Genomic DNA, 20,999 nt, shown 5'->3' with positions numbered 1-20,999 from the left:
GACCGGCGCGGCGCGAGGGCATAGCGTCGGCGCCATGTATGCGATCACCGTCAGCGAGCCGGGTGGGCCCGAGTCGATGCAGTGGACGGAGGTGCCCGACCCCGTCGCCGGGCCCGGGGAGGTCGTCCTCGACGTCGTCGCGAGCGCGGTCAACCGCGCCGACCTCATGCAGCGCCAGGGCAACTACCCGCCGCCGCCCGGGGCCTCGGAGATCATCGGGCTGGAGTGCTCGGGGCGGATCGCGGAGCTCGGCGAGGGTGTCGACGGGTGGGAGGTCGGCGACGAGGTGTGCGCGCTGCTCGCCGGCGGCGGGTACGCGGAGAAGGTCGCGGTGCCGGCGGCCCAGCTGCTGCCGGTCCCGCCGGGCGTCGACCTGGTGACGGCGGCCGGGCTGCCGGAGGTGGCGTGCACGGTGTGGTCGAACATCGTGATGGCCGGGCGCCTGGCCTCCGGCGAGACGTTCCTCGTGCAGGGCGGCAGCAGCGGCATCGGCACGCACGCCATCCAGGTGGCCGCGGCGCTGGGAGCCCGGGTGGCCGCCACCGCGGGTGCCCCCGACCGGCTGGAGCGCTGCCGCGAGCTGGGCGCCGACATCGTCATCGACTACCACGACGACATCGCCGCCGAGCTGAAGAAGGCCACCGACGACCACGGCGCCGACGTCATCCTGGACAACATGGGCGCGAAGGGCCTCGCCGGCAACCTCGACGCCCTCGCCCCCGACGGCCGGCTGGTGATCATCGGGCTGCAGGGCGGGACGAAGGCCGAGCTCGACATCGGCGCGCTGCTGCGCAAGCGCGGCTCGGTCACCGCGATGGGGCTGCGCGGGCGACCGGTCGACGGGCCGCACGGCAAGGGCGCCGTCGTCGCCGCGGTGGCCGCCAACGTCTGGCCGATGATCGCCGACGGGCGGGTGCGGCCGATCGTGCACGGCAGCATGCCGATGACGGACGCGGCCGAGGCGCACCGCACGCTGGAGGCGGGCGGGGTCGTCGGGAAGATCCTGCTGACGACGCCCTGACGCGGGAGCGGGACTCGCGGGCGGAGAATCGGGGACTCGCGCGCGGGGGAACGGGGACTCGCGCGCGGGAAACGGGGGACTCGCGGGTCAGCGGAGGGCGGGCAGGGTGTTCAGGGCCTCGGTGAGGGCGCGGGTCTCCGAGCGGGTGGTGTAGTGGCCAAGCCCAACCCGGACGACCCCGCCGATCTCCGCGGTGCCCAGGTGGGCGAGCACGCCGCGCTCCCCGGTGTCGGGCAGGACGCAGACGCCGTGGCGGGCGAGGTGCTCGGCCACGTCGGTGGCGGGCAGCGCGTGGGTGAACGACAGGGCGGGGATCCGGTCCCCCACCGAGCCGAGCACGTCGGCGCCGGCCCCGACGAGGTCGAACAGCAGGTCGTCGAGCAGGCGTTCCTGGTGGCGGGCCAGGGCGTCGAGCGAGGTGAGCAGCCGATCGCCGCGGGGGCCGGTGGCGGTGTCGTCGAGCGCGGCGAGGTGGTCGACCGACGCGACGAGCCCCGCGAGCTGCGGGTAGGACTGCGGGCCGAGCTCCAGGCGGTGCGGACCCCGGGCGGCGGGGTCGAGCGAGCAGGCGGTGAGCCGGTCGAGCAGGGCCGGGGTGCAGAAGGCCAGCGCGCCGACGTGCGGCCCGCCCCAGGCCGCGGCGTCGAGGACGACCACGTCGGCGCCCAGCGCGTCGAGCCGCACCGGCCCGTAGGCCGCGGCCGCGCAGGCGTCGACGACGAGCAGCGCGCCGGTCTCGCGGGTGCGCTCGGCGATCGCGGCGACGTCGACGCGGGTGCCCACCTGACCCGACGCCGCGGTGACGGCGACGACCCGCGTCGCGTCGGAGAGCAGTTCGTCGAACTGCCAGGTGGGCAGCTCGCACGTCTCGATGTCGATCTCCGCCCAGCGCACCCCGACCTCGCGCCGCCCGGCCGCCCACAGCCACGGCGCGACGTTCGGGGCGTCGTCGAGGCGGGAGACCACGATCTCGTCGCCGGGTGCCCAGGTGTCGCCGACGGCGTCGGCGAGCCGGCGCAGCAGCTCTGCCGGGCCGCCGGGGCCGAGCACCACGCCGCGGGGGTCGGCTCCGACCAGGTCGGCGACGGCCGCACGGGCGTCGGCGTCGATGTCCGCGGAGAGCCTGGAGGCCGGGAACGGCGCGCCGGCCGCGGACCGCGAGCGGCGGAACGCCCCCGTCACCGCGGACACGACACCCTCCGGCGGCTGCATCCCGGCCGTGGCGTCCAGGCGCACCCAACCGTCGCCGAGGGCGGGGATCAGCCCCCGCACCCGAGCGACGTCGAACCCCATCCGGATACGGTAGCGGGGGCACCTAATCGATCAGTCACCCAGCGAGCACGGAGCGTGGACACATGACCCAGCCCGAGAACGGAGCCGAGCAGCAGGTGATGGTCATCGGGCCGGACGGGCAGCCCGTCGGCATGGCCCAGATGCCGCAGTCCGACGGCGAGGGCGGCGGCATCGGCGGGATGGTCGAGCAGCCCGCCAAGGTCATGCGGATCGGCACGATGATCAAGCAGCTGCTGGAGGAGGTCCGCGCGGCGCCGCTGGACGACGCGTCGCGCGCCCGGCTCCGTGAGATCCACGAGAACTCGATCAAGGAGCTGGAGGACGGCCTCGCACCCGAGCTGCGCGAGGAGCTGAGCCGGCTCTCGCTGCCCTTCACCGAGGAGGCCACCCCCTCCGACGCGGAGCTGCGGATCGCCCAGGCCCAGCTCGTCGGCTGGCTGGAGGGGCTGTTCCACGGCATCCAGACCGCGCTGTTCGCCCAGCAGATGGCCGCCCGCGCGCAGCTGGAGCAGATGCGCCGCGGCCTGCCCCCCGGCGCCGTCCCCGGTCAGCCCGGTGAGGGCGGCCTGGGGCGCGGGACGGGCCAGTACCTGTAGCCGGGCCCGCCCCGCACCGGGGCGGCACACGGGCGCGCCGGTAGTCTCGATCCGTGGCACAGACGGTGACTGCCGGCGACGACCGGACGGAGGGCGCCATGCCGCCCCCGCTCCCGGACGAGCCCGGCCCGCGCAGCTGGTCGCGGGCGTTCGGCGACCTGCGCCAGGGCTGGAAGCAGCGCCCGCTGTGGGGCTACCTGGGCTGGCAGGACATCAAGCAGCGCTACCGCCGCTCGGTGCTCGGCCCGCTCTGGATCAGCGTGACGATGGCCGTGGTCGCCACCGCCATGGGCATCCTCTACGGCGCGCTGTTCGGCGAGGACATCGCGACGTTCCTGCCCTACGTCGCCACCGGCCTGTTGATCTGGTACTTCATCAACGGCTGCATCCTCGAGGGCAGCGAGGTCTTCATCGCCAACGAGGGGCTGATCCGGTTCCTGCCGGCCCCGCTGAGCCTGCACATCTACCGGCTCGTCTGGCGCCAGTCGCTGTTCTTCGTCCACAACCTCGTGGTGTGGGCCGTCCTGATCCTGATCTTCCCGCAGCCGCTGGGCTGGTCGTTGCTGCTCGCGATCCCGGCGTTCGCGCTGCTCGTGCTCAACGGCGCGTGGATCTCGGTGCTCACCGGCATCATCGCCACCCGCTTCCGCGACATCCCCCCGATCATCGCGAGCCTGTCGCAGCTGCTGTTCTTCATGACGCCGATCGTGTGGCAGTACGAGACGCTGCTGCGCAACCCCGCGGTCGCCGAGCGCGCACGGATCGCCGAGCTCAACCCCGTCATGCACTTCGTGGAGATCCTGCGCCAGCCGATGCTGGGCCAGGAGATCGCCTGGCGGCACTGGTACATCGCGGGCGCGATCACCGTGGTGGGGATCGGCGCGGCGCTGGTCTGCCTGCGCAACTACCGCTCCCGCGTCGCGTACTGGGTCTGAGGAGCACTTCGTGGTCAGCATCGACATCCAGGGCGCCTCGGTCGACTTCCCGATCTTCGACGCCAAGACGCGCTCGCTGAAGAAGGCCGTGCTCGGCAAGGCCGGCGGGCGGATCGGCACCGACAGCAAGGTCCCGATCATCGAGGCCCTGCGGGACATCTCGCTGTCGCTGCGCAAGGGCGACCGCGTGGCGCTGGTCGGGCACAACGGCGCGGGCAAGTCGACGCTGCTGCGGCTCATGTCGGGCATCTACGAGCCCACCCGCGGCCGGGCGAGGATCATCGGCAAGGTGGCGCCGGTGTTCGACCTCGCCGTCGGCATGGACCCGGAGATCTCCGGGCTGGAGAACATCCTGATCCGCGGCCTGTTCCTGGGCATGACGCGCAAGGAGATGGACGCCCGCGTCGACGACATCGCGGCGTTCACCGAGCTCGGCGACTACCTCGACATGCCCCTGCGCACCTACTCCACCGGCATGCGGGTGCGCCTCGCGCTCGGCGTCGTCACCAGCGTCGACCCGGAGATCCTGCTCCTCGACGAGGGCATCGGCGCCGTCGACGCGGAGTTCCTGGCCAAGGCCCGCGACCGGCTCAAGGAGCTGGTGGAGCGCTCCGGGATGCTGGTGTTCGCCTCGCACTCCGACGAGTTCCTCGCCGACCTGTGCAGCACCGCGATCTGGATGGAGCACGGCACGATCCGCGAGCACGGCCCGCTGCGCGAGGTCCTGCACCACTACAAGGGTCGCGACGTCCTGGCGGAGATCGAAGCGCGGTGACCGCCCCGCTCCATGGTCGACGTCTCGGAACCGGGTGCGCGCCGGTTCCCGGACGGTGATCATGCCCCCGACCGGCCCGTCCACCCCCGCGACCGGCCCCCGCGACGCCGTCGGCCCCGACTCCCCCCTCGGCCCCGACTCCGTGGTCGCCGTCGTTGTCACCCGTCACCGCGCCGAGCTCCTCACCGAGGCCCTCGCCGTGCTGGCGAAGCAGACCCGGCCCGTCGACCACCTGGTCGTCGTCGACAACGGTCCCGACCGCCCGGCCCGTGACGTGGTGGAGGGCTGCGGCATCCCGGCCACCTACCTGCCCTCGTGGAACAACCTGGGCGGGGCGGGCGGGTTCGCCCTCGGGATGCTGCACGCGCTGGCGCTGGGCGCGGGCTGGGTCTGGCTGGCCGACGACGACGGGCGCGCCGCCGACGACACCGTCCTGGCCACCCTGCTCGACCTCGCGCAGCGTCGCGGGCTGGCCGCGGTCTCCCCCACCGTCGCCGACCTCGACGACCCCGACCGCCTCGCCTTCCCGGTGCGCCGCGGCCTCACCTGGCACAGCTCCCGCGCGGCACTGGCCACCGCCGACGGTGCCGACCCGGAGCTGCTGCCCGGCATCGCGGCGCTGTTCAACGGGGCGCTGTTCCGGGCCTCGACCCTCGACGTGGTGGGCGTGCCGGACCTGCGGCTGTTCGTCCGCGGCGACGAGGTGGAGATGCACCGGCGCCTCGTCCGCTCCGGCCTGCCGTTCGGCACCGCGCTGCACGCGGCCTACCTGCACCCGGCCGCCCGCCACGAGGACAAGCCCATGCTCGGCGGGCGGCTGCACGCGCGCGACCCCGAGGACGAGGTCAAGCGCTACTACACCTACCGCAACCGCGGTTACCTGATCTCCCAGCCCGGGATGCGCCGCGTCGGGCTGCTGGAGCTGCCCCGCTTCGCCTGGTACTTCCTGGTCACCCGGCGCAGCCCGCGGGAGTTCGCGACGTGGCTGCGCCTCATCCGCCAGGGCCGCGCGGAACACTTCCACCGGGCCTGACGCCCGCGCTCGCACACCGTTCGGGCTCGCGCACAGGACTCGACCTGTGCGACGGACCGCGCCGCGTGCGCGAGCGGCCGGCTCAGGTGCGGAAGACCACCGTGCGCAGCATGACGAAGTTGACGACCGTCGCCACGCCCTGCGCCAGCACCCACGCGGTGCTGGTGCGCAGCGGCATCGCCGGCAGGAACGCCAGCGCCAGGGAGTTGACGCCGACGTTGAGCGCGAACGTCGTCCCGTAGAGCAGCACGAACCCGGCGAACCGGCCCGTCCCGCCGCCGGAGGCGGTGAAGGTGAACCGGCGGTTGAGCAGGTAGGCCGTGGTGGTGCCCAGGACGAAGGAGATCCCCTTGGCCAGCGGCGGGACGGCGCCGACCTGCAGCAGCAGGTGGTAGAAGCCGAAGTCGACCAGCGCCGACACCGCCCCGACGGCGACGAACCGGGCGAGCTGCCCGCGCAGCCCCATCGGGGCGTCCGTCGTCGTCACACCGGCGAGGGTAGCGGGGTCAGCCGGCGAAGCCGTTCTCGGCCAGCCACTGCTCGGCCACCTCGTCGGGCAGCTCCCCGCCGACGTCGACGCGCTCGTTGAGCCCGCGCATGACGTCCGAGGTCAGCGCCGCGGTGATCGGCGCGAACACCTCGGCCAGGCGCGGGTTCGCGTCCAGCACCTCCTGCCGGACGGTCAGCGCCGCGTTGAACGGGGTGATCGCGGCCCGGTCGTCCTCCAGCAGCACGAGGTCGTTGGCCGCCACCGCCCCGTCGGTCACGAAGACCTCGCCGAAGGTGCACGCCTCGCCGCGCACCACCTCGCCCGGGATGAGCGAGAGCTCCAGCTCGGAGATCGCGGCGGGCGCCAGCTCGAAGCCGTAGGCGCGCTGCAGGCCGGGCAGGCCGTCGTCGCGGGTCAGGAACTCCGCCGCGGCGCACAGCCGGGCCTGCGCCGGGTCGCTCGCGACCAGCGCCGCGAACTCGCTCAGCGTCCGCACGCCGAGCTGCTCCTGGCGCTCCCGCGGGAGCGCGACCGCGTAGGCGTTGTTGAGCGGGGCGGCGTCGAGCCAGGCGACGCCGTTGGCCGCGTCGTCGCGCCGGACCACCTCGTAGAGCTCCGCCGGGTCGCGCGGGGCCTCGCTCACCTCGCGCTGCAGGTGCGCCGACCAGCCGGTGCCGGTGTACTCCCAGTACATGTCGAGCTGCCCCGAGGTCAGCGCCGTGCGCACGTTCGTGGTGCCGGTGATCGTGGCCAGCGGGGCCACGTCGGCACCGGCGGCCTCCAGCGCCTGCACGGTGATCTCCCCGAGCACGACGTTCTCGGTGAACTCCTTGGACCCGACGGTGAACGAGGCCCCGGACAGGTCCGCGCCGCCCGCCGGGGCGCCGCCGGTGCCGCCGCACGCGGCCAGCGCCAGCGCGGCCGCGACGAGGGCCGGTGCCAGGCGCCTCATGCCGTGAACCCGTTCTCGGCCAGCCACTGCTCGGCCACCTCGTCGGGCAGCTCCCCGCCGACGTCGACGCGCTCGTTGAGCCCGCGCATCACGTCCGAGGTCAGCGCGGCGGCGATCGGGTCGAACACCTCGGCCAGCCGTGGGTTCGCGTCCAGAACCTCCTGGCGGACCGTCATCGCGGCGTTGTAGTCGACGAAGGCGTCCCGGTCGTCCTCGAGGATCACGAGGTCGTTGGCGGAGACCGCGCCGTCGGTGACGGTCACCTCGCCGACGGTGCAGGTCGTGCCCCCGGCCGTCTCCGCCGGGATCAGCGACAGCTCCAGCTCCGCGACGGGCGGCAGCGGGAAGCCGTAGGTGCCGGCGACCCCGGGCAGGCCGTCGTCGCGGGTGAGGAACTCCGCGGCGGCGCACATCGTCGCGTTCGCGGGGTCGCTGTTCACGAGCGCGGCGTAGTCGGACAGCGTGGCGATGCCGAGCCGCTCGCCGGTCGCCCGGCCGATCGCGATGGCGTAGGCGTTGTTCAGCGGGGCGGCGGCGAGCCAGGCGACGCCGTTGGCCGCGTCGGCCTCCCGGACCGCGGTGTAGAGCTCGGCCTCGTCACGCGGCGCGGCGGCGATCTCGTTCTGCAGGTGGGTGCTCCAGCCGGTGCCGGTGTACTCCCAGTACATGTCCAGCTCGCCCGAGGTGAGCGCGGTGCGCACGTTGGTCGAGCCGGTGATCGTGGCGAGCTGTCCGGGATCGGCGCCGGCGGCCTCCAGGGCCTGCACGGCGATCTCACCGAGCACCACCTGTTCGGTGAACTCCTTGGACCCGACGCGGAACGTCGCCCCGCTCAGGTCGACCGCCGCCAGCGTGCCCTCCCCGGAGCCGTCGCCGACCCCGGACGCGCCGCCTCCCCCGCAGCCCGCGGCCAGCAGTGCGGCCGCGGCCAGTGCCGTGGCCAGTCTCGTGTGGCGCATCGCGCCCCCTTCTCCTCAGAGCCCCCGCGGGCGCAGAACGGCCTCGGCGACCCGGCCGAGGTAGTCGATGGACAGCGCCAGCACGGCGGTGAGCACGCTGCCGACGACGGTGACGAGCGGCCGGTTCTGCACCAGGCCGGTGATGATGATGTCGCCGAACCCGCCGGCGTTGGTCAGCGAGGCGAGCGTGGCCGTGCCGACGTTGATCACCAGCGCGGTGCGCAGCCCGGTGAGGATGACGGGCACCGCGAGCGGCAGCTCGATGCGGGTGAGCACACCGAGCCGGCTCATCCCCATCCCGCGGCCGGACTCGACGACCGCCTCGTCGACCTGGGTGAGCCCGATCATCGTGTTGCGCAGCACCGGCAGCGCGGAGTACGCGACGAGCGCGACGACGGCGGGCCAGAACCCGACGCCCCAGACGATGGCGAGCAGCACCAGCACGCCGATCGAGGGCACCGCCTGCCCGATGTTGAACACCGCGACCGCCGGGCCGGTCACCCGCCGCAGCCCCGGGCGGGTCAGCGCGATGCCGACCGGGATCGCGATGAGCAGGACCAGCGCCGTGGACACCACCGTCAGCGTGACGTGCTCGACCGCGGCCCGGAGGATGAAGTCCGGGTTGACCCGGCGCTCCTCGATGCTGTCGAGCGGGCGGCTGCCGACGTAGGCGAACAGCGCCAGCAGCACGAGCGCCAGCACCGCGGGGGTGACCAGCCAGCCCAGGGCCGACCGCCGGCGGCCGGCGTCGACCTCCTCGGCCATCGCGACGGTCACGACGGCGGCTCCAGGTCGCCGCGCGGGCGCTCGTGCTCCGCGGTGCGCATCCCGCGGATGGCCCCGTTGATCGTGTCGATGTCGACGACCCCGCCGTAGCCGCCGGCGTCGTCGACGACCACGGCCGTGCTGTAGCGGGCGGTGAGCATCTCGTTGAGCGTGTCGCTCAACGTGGCGGCGGGGCCGACCGTGGCCAGCGGCAGGCCGACCTCGGCGAGCGGGCGGCCGTCGGCGCGGCGCAGGTGCTCCGCGGTGACCCAGCTGCGCGGGCGGCGCTGCGCGTCGAGCACCAGCAGGCTGCTCCGGCCGCTCGCCGCGAGCATGCGGTGGGCCTGCTCCGGATCGGTGCCGTCGGCCACGGTGGGCCAGTCGCCGAGCGGGATGTCGCGCACCCGGCTCAGGCTCAGCCGCTTGAGCGAGGCACCGCGGCCGATGAAGTCGGCGACGAACTCGTCGGCCGGGTCGACCAGGATCCGTTCCGGGGTGTCGTACTGGGCGATCTCCGAGCCCTCGCGCAGGATGGCGATCCGGTCGCCCATCTTGATCGCCTCGTCGATGTCGTGCGTGACGAACACGATCGTCTTGCGGATCTCGGCCTGCAGCCGCAGGAACTCGTTCTGCAGGCGGTCGCGGGTGATCGGGTCGATCGCGCCGAACGGCTCGTCCATCAGCATCACGTCGGGGTCCGCGCTCATCGCGCGGGCCACCCCGATGCGCTGGCGCTGGCCGCCGGAGAGCTGCTTGGGGTAGCGGTCGCGGTAGGCCGCCGGGTCCATGCCCACCGTGGTGATCAGCTCGTCGACGCGCTCGGCGATCCGCTTGCGGTCCCAGCCCAGCAGCTTCGGCACGGTCGCGATGTTCTGCGCGATCGTCTGGTGCGGGAACAGCCCGATCTGCTGGATGACGTAGCCGATGCGCCGCCGCAGCCGGTCGGCGTCGACCCGGGTGACGTCCTCGTCGTCGAGGAAGATGCGCCCGGACGTCGGCTCGATCAACCGGTTGATCATCTTCATGGTGGTGGTCTTGCCGCACCCCGAGGGGCCCACGAAGATCACGATCTCGCCCTCGGGGATGTCCAGCGACAGCTCCTGCACGGCCGGGCGCGCCTGCCCGGGGAAGCGCTTCGTGAGCGCGTCGAGGCGGATCTTGGTGGCGGTCATCGGATCCCCCGCGAGGTCGTCACCCGGTTGAGCAGGACGTAGAACAGGTCGAACAGGACCGCCAGCAGGACGACGCCGAGCACGCCGCCCAGAACGAGGTTGAGCGCGTTGGGGCTGCTGATCCGGGACAGCCCGGCGAAGATGTCGTTGCCCAGGCCCGGGCCGAGGATGTAGGCACCCAGCGCCACGATCCCCAGCGCCACCAGCGTCGACACGCGGATGCCGGTGAGGATCACCGGCCAGGCCAGCGGCAGCTCGATGCGCAGCAGCCGCTGCACCCGGCCCATCCCCATGCCCTGCGCCGACTCGACGACCGCCGGGTCGACCTCACGCAGCCCGACGATCGTGTTCGCGACGATCGGCAGCAGCGAGTACATGACCAGCGCGACGACGACCGGGGTCGTGCCGAGCCCCAGGACGCTGATGAACAGCCCGAACAGGGCCAGCGACGGGATCGTGAGGAACACCGACGCGACGGTGACCACCGCCTGGCGCCAGCGCGGGCGGTCGTAGGTGGCCATGCCCAGGCCGACGCCGATCAGGGTGGCCAGGGCGACGGCGAGCGCCGTGACCACGGCGTGCTCGACCGCGAGCTCCAGGATGTTGTCCCAGCGCGAACCCAGGTAGCGGAAGAAGTCCACCGATCACCCCCGACGCCGGAGGGTGACACGGGGCAACGGTGCGCACAAACGCTGATCAGAACTTCAGGCCGCCCACCTGGTAGCGCCGCCGCACCGTCACCGATCCCATCCCGGTGCGCCCGTGCACCACGAAGTGCACCGCCCCGGGACGCGGGCGGGAGGGCACCTTGCTCCGGACCGTCCCCATGCTCGACGCCACGTCGTCGACGTTGGCGGTGGCGTCGTCGGGCACCAGCAGCCGGACGCTGCCCGCGCCCACGTCCACCTCGACCTCGACGACCGGGTGGTGGATCGTGGCGTCGCAGAAGTCGAGCACGATCGTGCCCATGCTGGACTGCAGCCGCAGCCGCGCGGGCACGTCCCAGTCGCCGGTGCGCTTGATCGTCGACATCCCCGCGCGCAGCACCACCGGCGGGCCGGACGGCGTGGAGGGCACCGCGGCGACGGGCGCGACCTCGGGTCCGGGGAGGTCGGCCAGCGGGGGCACCAGGTCGGCCTCGTAGCGGGCGGCGTAGACGACGGTGAGCCGTTCCTCCAGCTCGGACACCGTGATCCGGCCCTCGGCCAGCGCGTGGTGCAGGCGCGTCGCGGCGCGCTCCCGGTCGGCGTCGGAGATCCGGAAGCCGGGCTTGTCGGGCGGCTGGACGGTCACCCCGTCGAGGATAGTGCGGCGCGGGCCGTCGCTCCGGGCGCGCGTAGCCTGGCCCGCGATGCCCAACACGAGCCTGTGGGGATGGGGTCGCACCGCGCCCACCCTCGCGAACGTCGTCCCGGTGCGCTCCGCCGCCGACCTCACCGCCGCTCTGGCCGCCGCCGGGCCCCGCGGCGTCATCGCCCGCGGGCTGGGCCGCTCCTACGGCGACCCGGCGCAGAACGCGGGCGGCACCGTCCTGGACATGACCGGTCTGAACCGCATCCACTCCGTCGACGCCGACTCGGGCCGCGTGGTCGTCGACGCCGGCGTCAGCCTGGACACGCTGATGCGGGCCGCGCTGCCGTTCGGGCTGTGGCTGCCGGTGCTGCCCGGCACCCGCCAGGTCACGATCGGCGGCGCGATCGGCGCCGACATCCACGGCAAGGCCCACCACGTCGTCGGCAGCTTCGGCAACCACGTCGAGTCGCTGGAGCTGGTCACCGCCGACGGCCGCGCGCACACCCTCACCCCCGCCGACGACCTGTTCTGGGCCACCGTCGGCGGCATGGGCCTCACCGGCGTGGTCGTGCGGGCCACGCTGGTGCTGCACCACGTCGAGACGGCCTACTTCACGGTCGACACCGAGCAGATCGGCTCCCTCGACGAGCTGATGGCCGCGCAGTCCGTCGACGACGACAAGTACGCCGAGACGGTGTCCTGGTTCGACGCCGTGAGCACCGGCGCGCGCTTCGGCCGCGGGCTGCTCATGCGCGCCAACCACGCCACGCTCGACGAGCTGCCGCCCAAGCTGCGCCGCGACCCGCTGCGCTTCGACGCCCCGCAGCTGCTCACCGTGCCCGACGTGTTCCCGCCCGGCCTGCTCAACAAGCTCACGGGCCGGCTGTTCAGCGAGCTCTGGTACCGCAAGTCGCCCACCCGGCACGGCGCGATCCAGAACATCACCCAGTTCCTGCACCCGCTCGACATCCTGGGCGAGTGGAACCGCGGCTACGGCCCGCGCGGGTTCCTGCAGTACCAGTTCGTGGTGCCGCTGGAGCGCGGCGACGTCGTGCGGGGCGTGCTGGAGCGGATGCACGCGCACGGCCAGGTCTCCGCGCTCAACGTGCTCAAGCGCTTCGGCGAGGGCAACCGGGCGCCGCTGTCGTTCCCGAGGCCGGGGTGGACGCTGTGCGTCGACATCCCGGTCAACGACGGCCTGGGCGCCTTGTGCGACGAGCTCGACCAGCTCGTCCTCGACGCGGGCGGCCGGCACTACCTGGCCAAGGAGTCCCGCACCACGCCCGAGGCGATCCGCCGCGGCTACCCGCGCCTGGACGAGTGGCGCAAGGTCCGCGACGCCGCCGACCCCACGGGCGTGTTCACGTCCGACATGTCCCGACGCCTGGAGCTGACGCACTGATGATCGACGCCGTGGGCAACCCGCAGTCCGTCCTGGTGCTGGGCGGGACCAGCGAGATCGGCCTCGCCGTCGTCGAGGCCTTCGCCTCCGACCGGCCGCTGCGGGTCGTGCTCGCCGCCCGGCGGTCCGACCGGCTCGACGCCGCGCAGGCCCGGCTGGAGAAGCTCGGCTGCGCGGTCGAGACCGTCGAGTTCGACGCGGCCGCTCCCGAGACGCACACCGAGGTGGTGCGCGCCGCGTTCGCCGGGGGCGACATCGACGTCGCGCTCGTCGCGTTCGGGCTGCTCGGCGACAACGAGGTGGCCTGGACCGACGTCGACGCCGCCGTGCAGCTCGCGCAGGTCAACTACACCGCCGCGGTGTCGGTCGGGGTCGCGCTGGGCAAGCGGATGACCGAGCAGGGCCACGGCTCGATCGTCGCGCTGTCCTCGGTGGCCGGGGAGCGGGCGCGCCGCTCCAATTTCGTCTACGGCTCCACCAAGGCCGGGATGGACGCGTTCTACTCGGGGCTGACCGAGGCGCTGCGGCCCGCGGGCGTGCACGTCACGGTGGTGCGGCCCGGCTTCGTGCACACCCGGATGACCGAGGGCCTGTCCCCCGCGCCGCTGTCGACCACGCCCGAGGCCGTCGCCGCGATCGTCGTCGACGCGGTGCGCAACCGGCGCGAGCTGGTCTGGGCCCCCGGCCCGCTGCGGTACGTGATGAGCGCCCTGCGCCACGTCCCCCGCCCGCTGTTCCGCCGCCTGCCGGTCTGACCCGGCCGCCGCGATCTCGTGAGCGTGGGGCACCGTCCGCCCCTCCCGCCCGACGGTGGAGGAACCACCGGGCGGAAGGGGCGGGGCAGTGCTCCCTACTCGCTCCCCGCGTGCAGGATCGTGGCGCGCACCAGGCCGGCGCGCTCGAACGCGCCCCAGGTGTCGGCGCGGTGGGTGGGCCTGCGGCGCTGCACCGCGAGCAGCTCCGCGGCGAGCGTGGGCCGGCGGGTGGGCGAGGCGGCGTGGCGCGGGGTGGGCAGCGCCGTCCGCGGGCCGTGGGCCGCCGCGGCGGGCGCCCGGTCGCGCGCCGCTCCGGCGGGCCGGGCCGGGGCGGGCAGATCCGCGTCGCCGTGGTCGACGGCCAGGGGCGCGGCGACGACGGGACGCGGGGCCCCGAGGCGGCGCAGCCGGCGCCGGGCCGGCTCCTCGACGAACCGGAACGCCGCGGCCGCCACCGGGTAGGTCGCCCCGATCACCAGCAGCGCCACCAGGTGCCCGACGACCCCGCCGCGCAGCGCCGGGACGTAGGCCTGGGCCAGCCAGAGGATCTCGAACATCGGGATGTGGACGAGGTAGAGGCTGTAGGACACCTTCCCGCCCTGGACGAGCGCGGGGCGGGCGAGCACCGTCGCGGGGCCGCGGTCGGCCAGCGCGAGCGCGCCGACCAGCACCGGGAACCCGACGATGACGACGCCACCGAACCCGGGGGCGACGAACTGCCCGCCGTAGAGCCCGGCGGCCATCAGCAGCGGCAGCACCCACGCCGTCGTCGACGCCGCCCGGCGGACCGCCTCGGTGCGCCGCAGCCGGGCCACCACCAGGTGGACGAGGACACCCGCGCCGAACCCGCAGAGGATCCGGACGACCCAGCTCCACTCGTAGTACGGGTTGCCGGTCGTGGCGTAGGCCGAGGCGATCGGCAGCATCAGCGCGACGGCGCCGGCCCCGAGGACGGGCAGCGGCAGGTGGCGCAGGCGGTGGAACACCAGCGCGGCCACCGGGAACAGCAGGTAGGCGAGCCACTCGGCGCTGATCGACCAGGTGGGGCCGACCCAGGACGCGCCGTCGAGGAACTCGTCGTCCCACATCTGCACCATCAGCAGCTGCTGCACCCACTGCTCGACGCTCATCACCGGCTGCACGCCCTGGAAGGCGATGTCGGAGTCGGAGCCGAGCAGGAGCCGGGCGAGCAGCCACAGGCCGAACAGGTGGAAGACCAGCGCGTAGACCGGCCACATCCGGCAGAAGCGGGCCCAGACGAACCGCGCCGTGGGGCCGGCGTGCAGTGCCGGCCCCAGCGTCGCGAGGTAGGTGTGGGCGATCACGAACCCGCTGAGGACGAAGAACAGGTCGACGCCCAGGGCCCCGGAGGTGATCAGCGGTCCCAGCACGCCGACCACCTCCGTCACCCCGGTCATGGCCGTGAAGTGGAAGTGGAAGGCCACCACCCAGACGGCCGCGACGATGCGGAGACCCGTGAGACCGCGGATCTCACCGGAGGAGTCGGCTTGAGTCCCGGATGGGGTGGTCCGCGGGGCAGCGATCGTCACGATTGCAGTAACGGTGGCATTCGGACCAGCGGTGCGGGTGACACCCGGTGTGTACCTGGATGCCGAACCCGCTCACTCTCCGCTCACACCCGGTGGGGCGACCGGGTGATCGTCGCGCGGCCGGGGCGGCATCGCCGGCCGCGTGCGCGGTCACGATCAGCTACCAGCGATCGAGGTGCAGCACCCGGTCGAGCGGCTCGCGCGCCGCGGGGCGGAACGTCTCGCCCGTGTAGTAGGCCGTCGGGAGCAACACGCCCTGGCGAACGTCGGCGGGGATGCCGAGCAGCGCGGCGATCTCCTTCTCGTAGCGCAGGTGCAGCGTCGTCCACGCGCTGCCCAGGCCCCGGGCGCGGGCGGCGATCTGGAAGCTCCAGGCCGCGGGCAGCAGCGAACCCCACAGGCCCGCCTGGTTGCCGTGGGGCAGCTCCTCCCCCACGGTGATACAGGCGATGACGTGCACCGGGACGCGCCCCATCACCTCCGCGAGGTGCTCGGCCGACGACGTCACCCGCTCCTGGACGGCGTGCCGCTCCGGACTGTGCCCGGTGCCCGCGCGCCCGGCGTAGAGGGGCGAGTTGCGGTAGGCGTCGAAGGCCTGGGCGTAGTACCGGCCGACCCCGGCGCGCAGCTCTGGATCGGTGACGACCATCCAGTGCCAGCCCTGGGCGTTGCTGCCCGACGGTGCCTGCAGCGCGATCTCCAGGCTCTCCCGGACCAGCTCCAGCGGGACGGGGCGGTCGAGGTCGAGACGCTTGCGGACCGAGCGGGTGGTGGACAGCAGCTCGTCGGGGGCCAGAGGGAGGGTCATGGACCCGATCATGCCGGTGACTACCGTCGGCCGCGATGCGTTCGCCCCACACCCGGGCCGCCGCCGTGCTGGGGGCCCTGGCCGCCGTGCTCGCCGTCGCGTTCCCCTTCCTGCCGGTCCACCAGGACACCCTCGAGCTGCGCTGGCCCACCGCGTCCGGCGGCACCGCCCCCGTCACCTCGCCGCTGGTCGCCGTCCGCCCGGAACGGCTCGCCGTGGAGCTGCCGTGCGCCGCGATCGCCGCCGCGGGCCCCGGGACCGTGCTGTCCACGGCGCCGTCCGAGGCCGGTGACGGCGTCGGGCTGGCCGTCGCCGTCGCGGACGGGACGGTCACGGTGACCTCGGGCGGGACCGGGCTGGCCGACGCCGTGCTGCCCGGCGGGCCCGGCTGCGCCCTGTCCATCGCCTCCGACGCCGCGCGCACCACCGTCGTGCTCGACGGGCGGGTGCTGCTCGACGAGGCGGCCGACCTGCGGCCCGAGGTGGTCGGCGTCTACTCGACGCTGACCGACCCGGCGGGGCTCGCCGTGTCCGTCACCGTCGACAACCGCTACGACTCGACGCCGGGCCTGCTCAAGACCGCGGCCGGGGTGGGCGCGGTGCTCGCGCTGGTCGGCGCGCTCGTCGCGCTGCGCGGCATCGACCACCGGCGCGGGCGGCACCTGCCCCGGCTGCACGTGCGGGCGCCGGGCGCCGCCCCGCTGCGCGACGCGGTCGTGATCGGCACGCTGGCGGTGTGGCTGGTGATCGGCGCCGTCACCGCCGACGACGGCTACATCCTGACGATGGTGCGCGCCGCGGCCGACACCGGCTACGTCGGCAACTACTACCGCTGGTTCGACGTCCCCGAGGCCCCGTTCGGCTGGTTCTACGAGCTGTACGCGCTGTGGGCCGCCGTCGACGACTCCCCGCTGTGGCTGCGCCTGCCGTCGCTGGTGATGGGGGTGCTGTCGTGGCTGCTGCTCAGCCGAGGGCTGCTGCCGCGGCTGGGGCGGCAGGTGCGCGACAGCAGTGCGGCCGGCTGGGCCGCGGGCGCGGTGTTCCTGTGCTTCTGGCTGCCCTACGACTCGGGCCTGCGCCCCGAACCGGTCGTCGTGCTCGGGTCGCTCGTGGCGTACGTGGCGGTGGAACGGGCGCTGGTGGTGCGCCGGCTGCTGCCGGTGGCGGTCGGACTCGTCGCGGCGGCCTTCGCGGTGGCGGCCACGCCCACCGGGCTGCTCGCCGTCGGCCCGTTCGTCGCCGCGGCGCGCCCGCTGCTGGTGCTGTTCCGCGCCCGGGCGGACGCCGACGGCTGGGCCGCCGTCCTCGCCCCCGTGCTCGGGTCGGGCCTGATCGTGCTGGTGGCGGTGTTCGGCGACCAGACGATGTCGACGGTGCTGGAGGCCACCCGCGTCCGCACCGAGATCGGGCCGAACGTGCCCTGGTACAACGAGCTGGCCCGCTACGTCGACCTGTTCGCCGCCAACCAGGACGGCTCGCTCGCCCGCCGCTTCCCGGTGCTGCTGCTCCTGCTCTGCGTGGCCGTGTGCGCAGTGGTGATCCTGCGCCGCGGCTCCGTGCCGGGGGCGGCGCTGGGCCCGAGCAGGCGGCTCATCGCCGTCACCGTGCTGGGTTTCGCGGTCCTGGCGCTGACCCCCACGAAGTGGACGCACCACTTCGGCGCGTTCGCCGCGGTCGGCGGCGGCATCGGGGCGCTGGCCGCGCTGGCGACGAGTGCGGCCGTGCTGCGCTCGGGGCGCAACCGCACGCTGTTCCGCTCGGCGTGGCGGCGTGGGCGGCGACCGGGCCCAACGCGTGGATGTACGTGTCGAACTGGGGGGTCCCGTGGTTCGACCGCGCCCCGGTGGTCGGCGGCGTCGAGCTCAACGAGGTGCTGCTGTTCGCCGCGGCCGCGTGCCTGGCCGCGGCGGGCTGGTCGCACCTGCGCGGGCCGCACGTGTCCTCCGGCCGGGCGCTGCGGCTGGCGTCGGCGCCGCTGGTCGTCGTCTGCGGGGCGGTGGTGCTGTTCGACGTCGGGTCGCTGGCCAAGGCCGTGCACGCCCAGCGCACGAGCTACTCCGTCGGCGGTGACGTGCTGGCCCGCGGCGGCGCGGGGTGCGGGCTGTCCGACCGGGTGCGCGTGCGCGGGGCGTCGCTCACCGACACCGTCGGCGACGCGCCGGTGCTGCTGGACTGGCCGGTGGCCTTCCCGCACCCGTGCCTGCGCCCGTTCGCCGTCGTCGACGGGGTGGCGGAGGTGCCCGCCTACCGGCTGCTGGCCGACGAGCAGCTGCGCGAGCTGGGCGACGTGTGGTCGGCGGGCCCGGCGGGTGGCCCGCTGGCCTGGCTGGAGCTGCTCGGCGAGCAGGTGGAGGTGCCGGCCCGGCTCGACGGCGAACCGCGCCGCGACTGGGGCGAGCTGCACCGCGTCGAGCTGTACGAGCCCGGCGCGGGCGAGCCGGACGCCGTGCGCGGCACCCTCACGCGGTGGGGCTGGGAGTCCTCAGGACCGCAGGGCGATCCGCCACCCGGGCGAGCGGGCGTGGGCCGCTGACGCCCGGTCCCGGTGGCCCGGGACAATGATCGGTGAACCGCCGACCCGACCGGAGGACGATCCCTCTCATGCTGCAGGCATCCACCGACGCGCCGACCGACCCCTCGGCAGCCGGAACGGCGGAACCGGCGGCCGTCCCGGTGCCCACCCGCCTGCTCGCCCAGCGCGGGCTGTTCTTCGGGCCGTCGGGCCTGGTGCCCGAGGACCTCTACTCCGTCGTCGAGCTCGGCGCGGCCCGGCGCGAGCGCGACCGTGTGCACCTGGCCCCGGCCACCCGCGTCAGCACCAACACCTACTTCGGCCGCGTGCACGCCACGTACTGGCAGCGCTGGACGGCCGTCACCGAGATGCAGGTGTCGCTGACGGTCTCCGGCACCGGCCGCGTGCGGGTGCTGGCGTCGGACACCAACAAGGTGTGGCGCATCGTCGCGGTGCACGACGTCGACGGCGCGCGCGAGGAGGTCGTCACGCTCGCCGCGAGCGTCGACCGCTTCCTCGACGGCGGCGGCCTCTACCTGCAGCTGTCCACCGAGACCGGCGAGATGACGGTGTCGGACGTCGAGTGGACCGTGCCCGCACCGGAGCGGATGCCGCGCACCGACGTCACGATCTGCACGTTCAACCGCGTCGAGGACTGCCTCAACACCTTGACGGCCCTCGCCGACGACCCCCGCGCGCTCGCCACCGTCGGCGTCGTCCAGGTCGTCGACCAGGGCACCGACCCGCTGGAGTCGCGGGAGCGGTTCGCCGCGGTCTCCGCGGCGCTGGGCGCGCAGCTGCGCTACGTCCGCCAGCCCAACCTGGGCGGCGCGGGAGGCTTCACCCGCGGCCTGTTCGACGCCACCGCGGGCGCCCCCGAGGAGCACTCCGACGTCCTGCTGATGGACGACGACGTGCTGCTGGAGCCGGAGATCCTGGTGCGGCTCACCGCGTTCGCGGCGTCCACGACGCACCCGACGATCGTCGGCGGGCAGATGCTCAACCTGCTGCACCCCACCCACCTGCACATCTCCGCGGAGTACGCCGACCCGGAGATCCTCACCGTCGGCCTGCCGGTGCAGGGCGCCCTGCGCGAGGCCAACCTGCTCGGCCTCGACGACCGCGACCTGCCGATCAACCAGGAGCGGCGCGTCGACACCGAGTACAACGGGTGGTGGTCGTGCCTGATCCCGGCGGCGATCGTCCGCGAGATCGGCTACCCGCTGCCGCTGTTCTTCCAGTGGGACGACATCGAGTTCGGCTACCGCGCCCGCGCCCACGGCTTCCCGACGGTCGCGCTGCCCGGCGCCGGCGTGTGGCACGCCGACTTCGGATGGAAGGACTGGGACGAGTGGCACCGGTACTTCAACCTGCGCAACGGGCTGATCACCGCCGCCCTGCACACCCCGTTCACGACGAAGCGGATCGTGCGGCGGCTCGGCCAGATCCTGGCGCAGAACCTGGTGGCGATGCACTACGGCCTCGCCGTCACGCTGCTGACGGCCGTCGAGGACTTCCTGGACGGGCCCGACATCCTGGCCGACGGGTCGGCCGCGGCCGCCGCGGAGATCCGGCGGATCCGGTCGGCGTACCCGGAGACGGTGGTGCACCCGATCACCGACCTGCCGCGCGACGCCCCCGACTTCCGCGACGTCCAGGTCGTCCGCAGCCCGGGCGAGCCGACCCGGCACCGGCTGACCTGGCTCAAGCGGGTGGCGTACCTGGCGGCGAACCGTGCCCCGCACCGCACCGGGTTCGTCCCGGCCGGTGACGCGCACTGGTGGCACGTGTCGCTGTTCGAGCGCGCGATCGTCGCCGACATGGGCGAGCACGGCTACCGCATCCGCACCCGCGACCGGGCCAAGGTCCTGGAGCTGACGAAGCGCGGCGCCCGGCTGCTGCGCCGCGTCGCCGCCGAGGGCCCGGCGGTGGCCCAGCGCTACCGCGACGCCGAGCCGCAGCTCACCAGCCGCGAGAACTGGGCCCGCCTCTACGACGTCGAGAAGTAGAGGGCCGGCGGCCGGCCGGCTCGGAGGCGTCATGCTCCGACAGGTCGTCGCCACCCGCGAGGACGGCGCCCGGCTCGACGACATCCACGGACGAACGCGGCGGCAGTAGCAGCACCTCATCGAGCGGCGTACAGTTTCCTGTACCTGGAGGCGCTGATGAAGACCATGACCTACTCCGAGTCCCGTGCGCACTACGCCGAGACCCTCAACTCCGTCATCGAGGATCGGGAGGAGGTCGTCATCACCCGGGCCGGCCACGACCCGGTCGTCATCGTCGCGCTCGACGACTACCAGTCGCTCAAGGAAGCCGCCTACCTGTTGCGCAGCCCCGAGAACGCCCGACGGCTGCTGGCGGCCATCGACCGCCTGGAGAACGGTGGCGGCACCCCCCGCGATCTCGTCGACCCGGGCGAGGGATGAAGCTCGTCTGGGACGAGAACGCGTGGACGGACTACGTCTGGTGGCAGGCGCAGGACCGCAAGGTTCTGAAGCGCATCAACACCCTGCTCCAGGACATCGACCGCAACGGCAACGAGGGCATCGGCAAGCCGGAGCCGCTCCAGCACGGGTTCCACGGCTACTGGTCCCGGCGCATCACCGACGAGCACCGGCTGGTTTACAAGATCGTCGAGGACGAGGTCCGGATCGCGGCCTGCCGCTACCACTACGGCAACTGACC

Annotated in this window: 21 protein-coding genes and 1 pseudogene; 12 read left to right on the top strand and 10 right to left on the bottom strand. The window is 73.8% G+C overall.

From position 1 onward, the window contains the following. Positions 1-34: 34 nt before the first annotated feature. A complete protein-coding gene (locus tag PHY01_RS21595) occupies positions 35-1,021 on the top strand; it encodes an NAD(P)H-quinone oxidoreductase (protein ID WP_141281252.1) in 987 nt (328 codons plus the stop codon). A gap of 87 nt (positions 1,022-1,108) precedes the next feature. Here the strand turns inward: PHY01_RS21595 and PHY01_RS21590 are convergent, their stop codons facing one another. Next, on the bottom strand, positions 1,109-2,314 hold the full coding sequence (locus tag PHY01_RS21590) for an aminotransferase class V-fold PLP-dependent enzyme (RefSeq protein ID WP_141281250.1): 1,206 nt from the start codon (positions 2,312-2,314) through the stop codon (positions 1,109-1,111). 62 nt (positions 2,315-2,376) lie between these two features. Between PHY01_RS21590 and PHY01_RS21585 the strand changes: the two genes are divergently transcribed. From PHY01_RS21585 to glfT1, 4 genes are all read left to right on the top strand, one after another. Further along, complete coding sequence (locus PHY01_RS21585) at positions 2,377-2,910, top strand: bacterial proteasome activator family protein (protein WP_141281248.1); 534 nt, start codon at positions 2,377-2,379, stop codon at positions 2,908-2,910. Positions 2,911-3,008: 98 nt separating this feature from the next. Then, complete coding sequence (gene wzm / locus PHY01_RS21580) at positions 3,009-3,845, top strand: galactan export ABC transporter permease subunit Wzm/RfbD (protein ID WP_141281246.1); 837 nt, start codon at positions 3,009-3,011, stop codon at positions 3,843-3,845. Between the two features lie 10 nt (positions 3,846-3,855). Then, positions 3,856-4,620: a galactan export ABC transporter ATP-binding subunit Wzt/RfbE gene (wzt, locus tag PHY01_RS21575; RefSeq protein ID WP_141281244.1), complete on the top strand. Its 765-nt coding sequence runs from the start codon at positions 3,856-3,858 to the stop codon at positions 4,618-4,620. 61 nt (positions 4,621-4,681) lie between these two features. After that, on the top strand, positions 4,682-5,653 hold the full coding sequence (gene glfT1, locus PHY01_RS21570) for a galactofuranosyltransferase GlfT1 (protein WP_141281242.1): 972 nt from the start codon (positions 4,682-4,684) through the stop codon (positions 5,651-5,653). A gap of 82 nt (positions 5,654-5,735) precedes the next feature. Here glfT1 and PHY01_RS21565 read toward each other — a convergent pair whose 3' ends face one another. Genes PHY01_RS21565 through PHY01_RS21535 form a run of 7 tightly spaced genes read right to left on the bottom strand, consistent with a single transcriptional unit; the run spans position 5,736 to position 11,284 of the window. After that, positions 5,736-6,119, bottom strand: a complete 384-nt coding sequence (locus tag PHY01_RS21565) for a GtrA family protein (protein ID WP_141281358.1) — start codon at positions 6,117-6,119, stop codon at positions 5,736-5,738. A 40-nt stretch (positions 6,120-6,159) separates the two neighbouring features. Continuing rightward, positions 6,160-7,095 (bottom strand): glycine betaine ABC transporter substrate-binding protein, encoded by a 936-nt coding sequence (locus PHY01_RS21560; protein WP_141281240.1) that lies wholly within the window; start codon positions 7,093-7,095, stop codon positions 6,160-6,162. Beyond that, entirely contained in the window at positions 7,092-8,054 is a 963-nt protein-coding gene (locus tag PHY01_RS21555) for a glycine betaine ABC transporter substrate-binding protein (RefSeq protein ID WP_141281238.1), read from the bottom strand. The genes PHY01_RS21560 and PHY01_RS21555 overlap by 4 nt, the downstream gene beginning before the upstream one ends. Positions 8,055-8,069: 15 nt before the next feature. Next, positions 8,070-8,831, bottom strand: a complete 762-nt coding sequence (locus PHY01_RS21550; RefSeq protein ID WP_218030275.1) for an ABC transporter permease — start codon at positions 8,829-8,831, stop codon at positions 8,070-8,072. Further along, positions 8,828-9,991: an ABC transporter ATP-binding protein gene (locus tag PHY01_RS21545; protein ID WP_141281236.1), complete on the bottom strand. Its 1,164-nt coding sequence runs from the start codon at positions 9,989-9,991 to the stop codon at positions 8,828-8,830. The genes PHY01_RS21550 and PHY01_RS21545 overlap by 4 nt, the downstream gene beginning before the upstream one ends. Further along, positions 9,988-10,632 carry an ABC transporter permease gene (locus PHY01_RS21540; protein WP_141281234.1) on the bottom strand — a complete coding sequence of 215 codons (645 nt, stop codon included), beginning with the start codon at positions 10,630-10,632 and terminating at the stop codon, positions 9,988-9,990. Before PHY01_RS21540 ends, PHY01_RS21545 begins: the two co-directional genes overlap by 4 nt. A 55-nt stretch (positions 10,633-10,687) precedes the next feature. Continuing rightward, complete coding sequence (locus PHY01_RS21535) at positions 10,688-11,284, bottom strand: DUF1707 SHOCT-like domain-containing protein (protein ID WP_141281233.1); 597 nt, start codon at positions 11,282-11,284, stop codon at positions 10,688-10,690. 58 nt (positions 11,285-11,342) lie between these two features. On the opposite strand from PHY01_RS21535, the gene dprE1 reads away from it, so the two are divergent. Both dprE1 and dprE2 read left to right on the top strand, forming a co-directional pair. Beyond that, positions 11,343-12,686 (top strand): decaprenylphosphoryl-beta-D-ribose oxidase, encoded by a 1,344-nt coding sequence (gene dprE1 / locus PHY01_RS21530; protein WP_141281231.1) that lies wholly within the window; start codon positions 11,343-11,345, stop codon positions 12,684-12,686. Next, on the top strand, positions 12,686-13,441 hold the full coding sequence (gene dprE2, locus PHY01_RS21525; protein WP_141281229.1) for a decaprenylphospho-beta-D-erythro-pentofuranosid-2-ulose 2-reductase: 756 nt from the start codon (positions 12,686-12,688) through the stop codon (positions 13,439-13,441). Before dprE1 ends, dprE2 begins: the two co-directional genes overlap by 1 nt. Before the next feature lie 95 nt (positions 13,442-13,536). Here dprE2 and PHY01_RS21520 read toward each other — a convergent pair whose 3' ends face one another. Together PHY01_RS21520 and PHY01_RS21515 are read right to left on the bottom strand one after the other, a co-directional pair. Further along, positions 13,537-14,991, bottom strand: coding sequence for an acyltransferase family protein (locus PHY01_RS21520; RefSeq protein WP_281283689.1), 1,455 nt, complete (start codon positions 14,989-14,991; stop codon positions 13,537-13,539). Between the two features lie 160 nt (positions 14,992-15,151). Continuing rightward, on the bottom strand, positions 15,152-15,799 hold the full coding sequence (locus PHY01_RS21515) for a nitroreductase family protein (protein WP_218030273.1): 648 nt from the start codon (positions 15,797-15,799) through the stop codon (positions 15,152-15,154). A gap of 35 nt (positions 15,800-15,834) precedes the next feature. Here PHY01_RS21515 and PHY01_RS27220 point away from each other — a divergent pair. The 5 genes and pseudogenes from PHY01_RS27220 to PHY01_RS21490 form a co-directional block, all read left to right on the top strand. Further along, positions 15,835-17,666 (top strand): annotated as a pseudogene (locus PHY01_RS27220) (arabinosyltransferase domain-containing protein); the annotation flags it as partial. Next, entirely contained in the window at positions 17,643-18,332 is a 690-nt protein-coding gene (locus PHY01_RS21505) for an arabinosyltransferase C-terminal domain-containing protein (protein ID WP_246086061.1), read from the top strand. The pseudogene PHY01_RS27220 and the gene PHY01_RS21505, both read left to right, overlap by 24 nt. A gap of 68 nt (positions 18,333-18,400) precedes the next feature. After that, complete coding sequence (locus tag PHY01_RS21500) at positions 18,401-20,320, top strand: glycosyltransferase (RefSeq protein WP_141281221.1); 1,920 nt, start codon at positions 18,401-18,403, stop codon at positions 20,318-20,320. Positions 20,321-20,476: 156 nt separating this feature from the next. Then, the gene (locus PHY01_RS21495; protein ID WP_141281219.1) at positions 20,477-20,740 is read left to right on the top strand and encodes a type II toxin-antitoxin system Phd/YefM family antitoxin; all 264 of its coding nucleotides are present in this window, start codon (positions 20,477-20,479) and stop codon (positions 20,738-20,740) included. Beyond that, positions 20,737-20,997 carry a Txe/YoeB family addiction module toxin gene (locus PHY01_RS21490; protein WP_141281217.1) on the top strand — a complete coding sequence of 87 codons (261 nt, stop codon included), beginning with the start codon at positions 20,737-20,739 and terminating at the stop codon, positions 20,995-20,997. The genes PHY01_RS21495 and PHY01_RS21490 overlap by 4 nt, the downstream gene beginning before the upstream one ends. Positions 20,998-20,999 lie beyond the last annotated feature (2 nt).

Origin of the sequence: Pseudonocardia hydrocarbonoxydans (assembly GCF_006539565.1) — a bacterium.
GTDB lineage: Bacteria > Actinomycetota > Actinomycetes > Mycobacteriales > Pseudonocardiaceae > Pseudonocardia > Pseudonocardia hydrocarbonoxydans.
The sequence above is the reverse complement of the archived record's forward strand: the minus strand, read 5'-3'. Positions and strand labels throughout refer to the sequence as shown.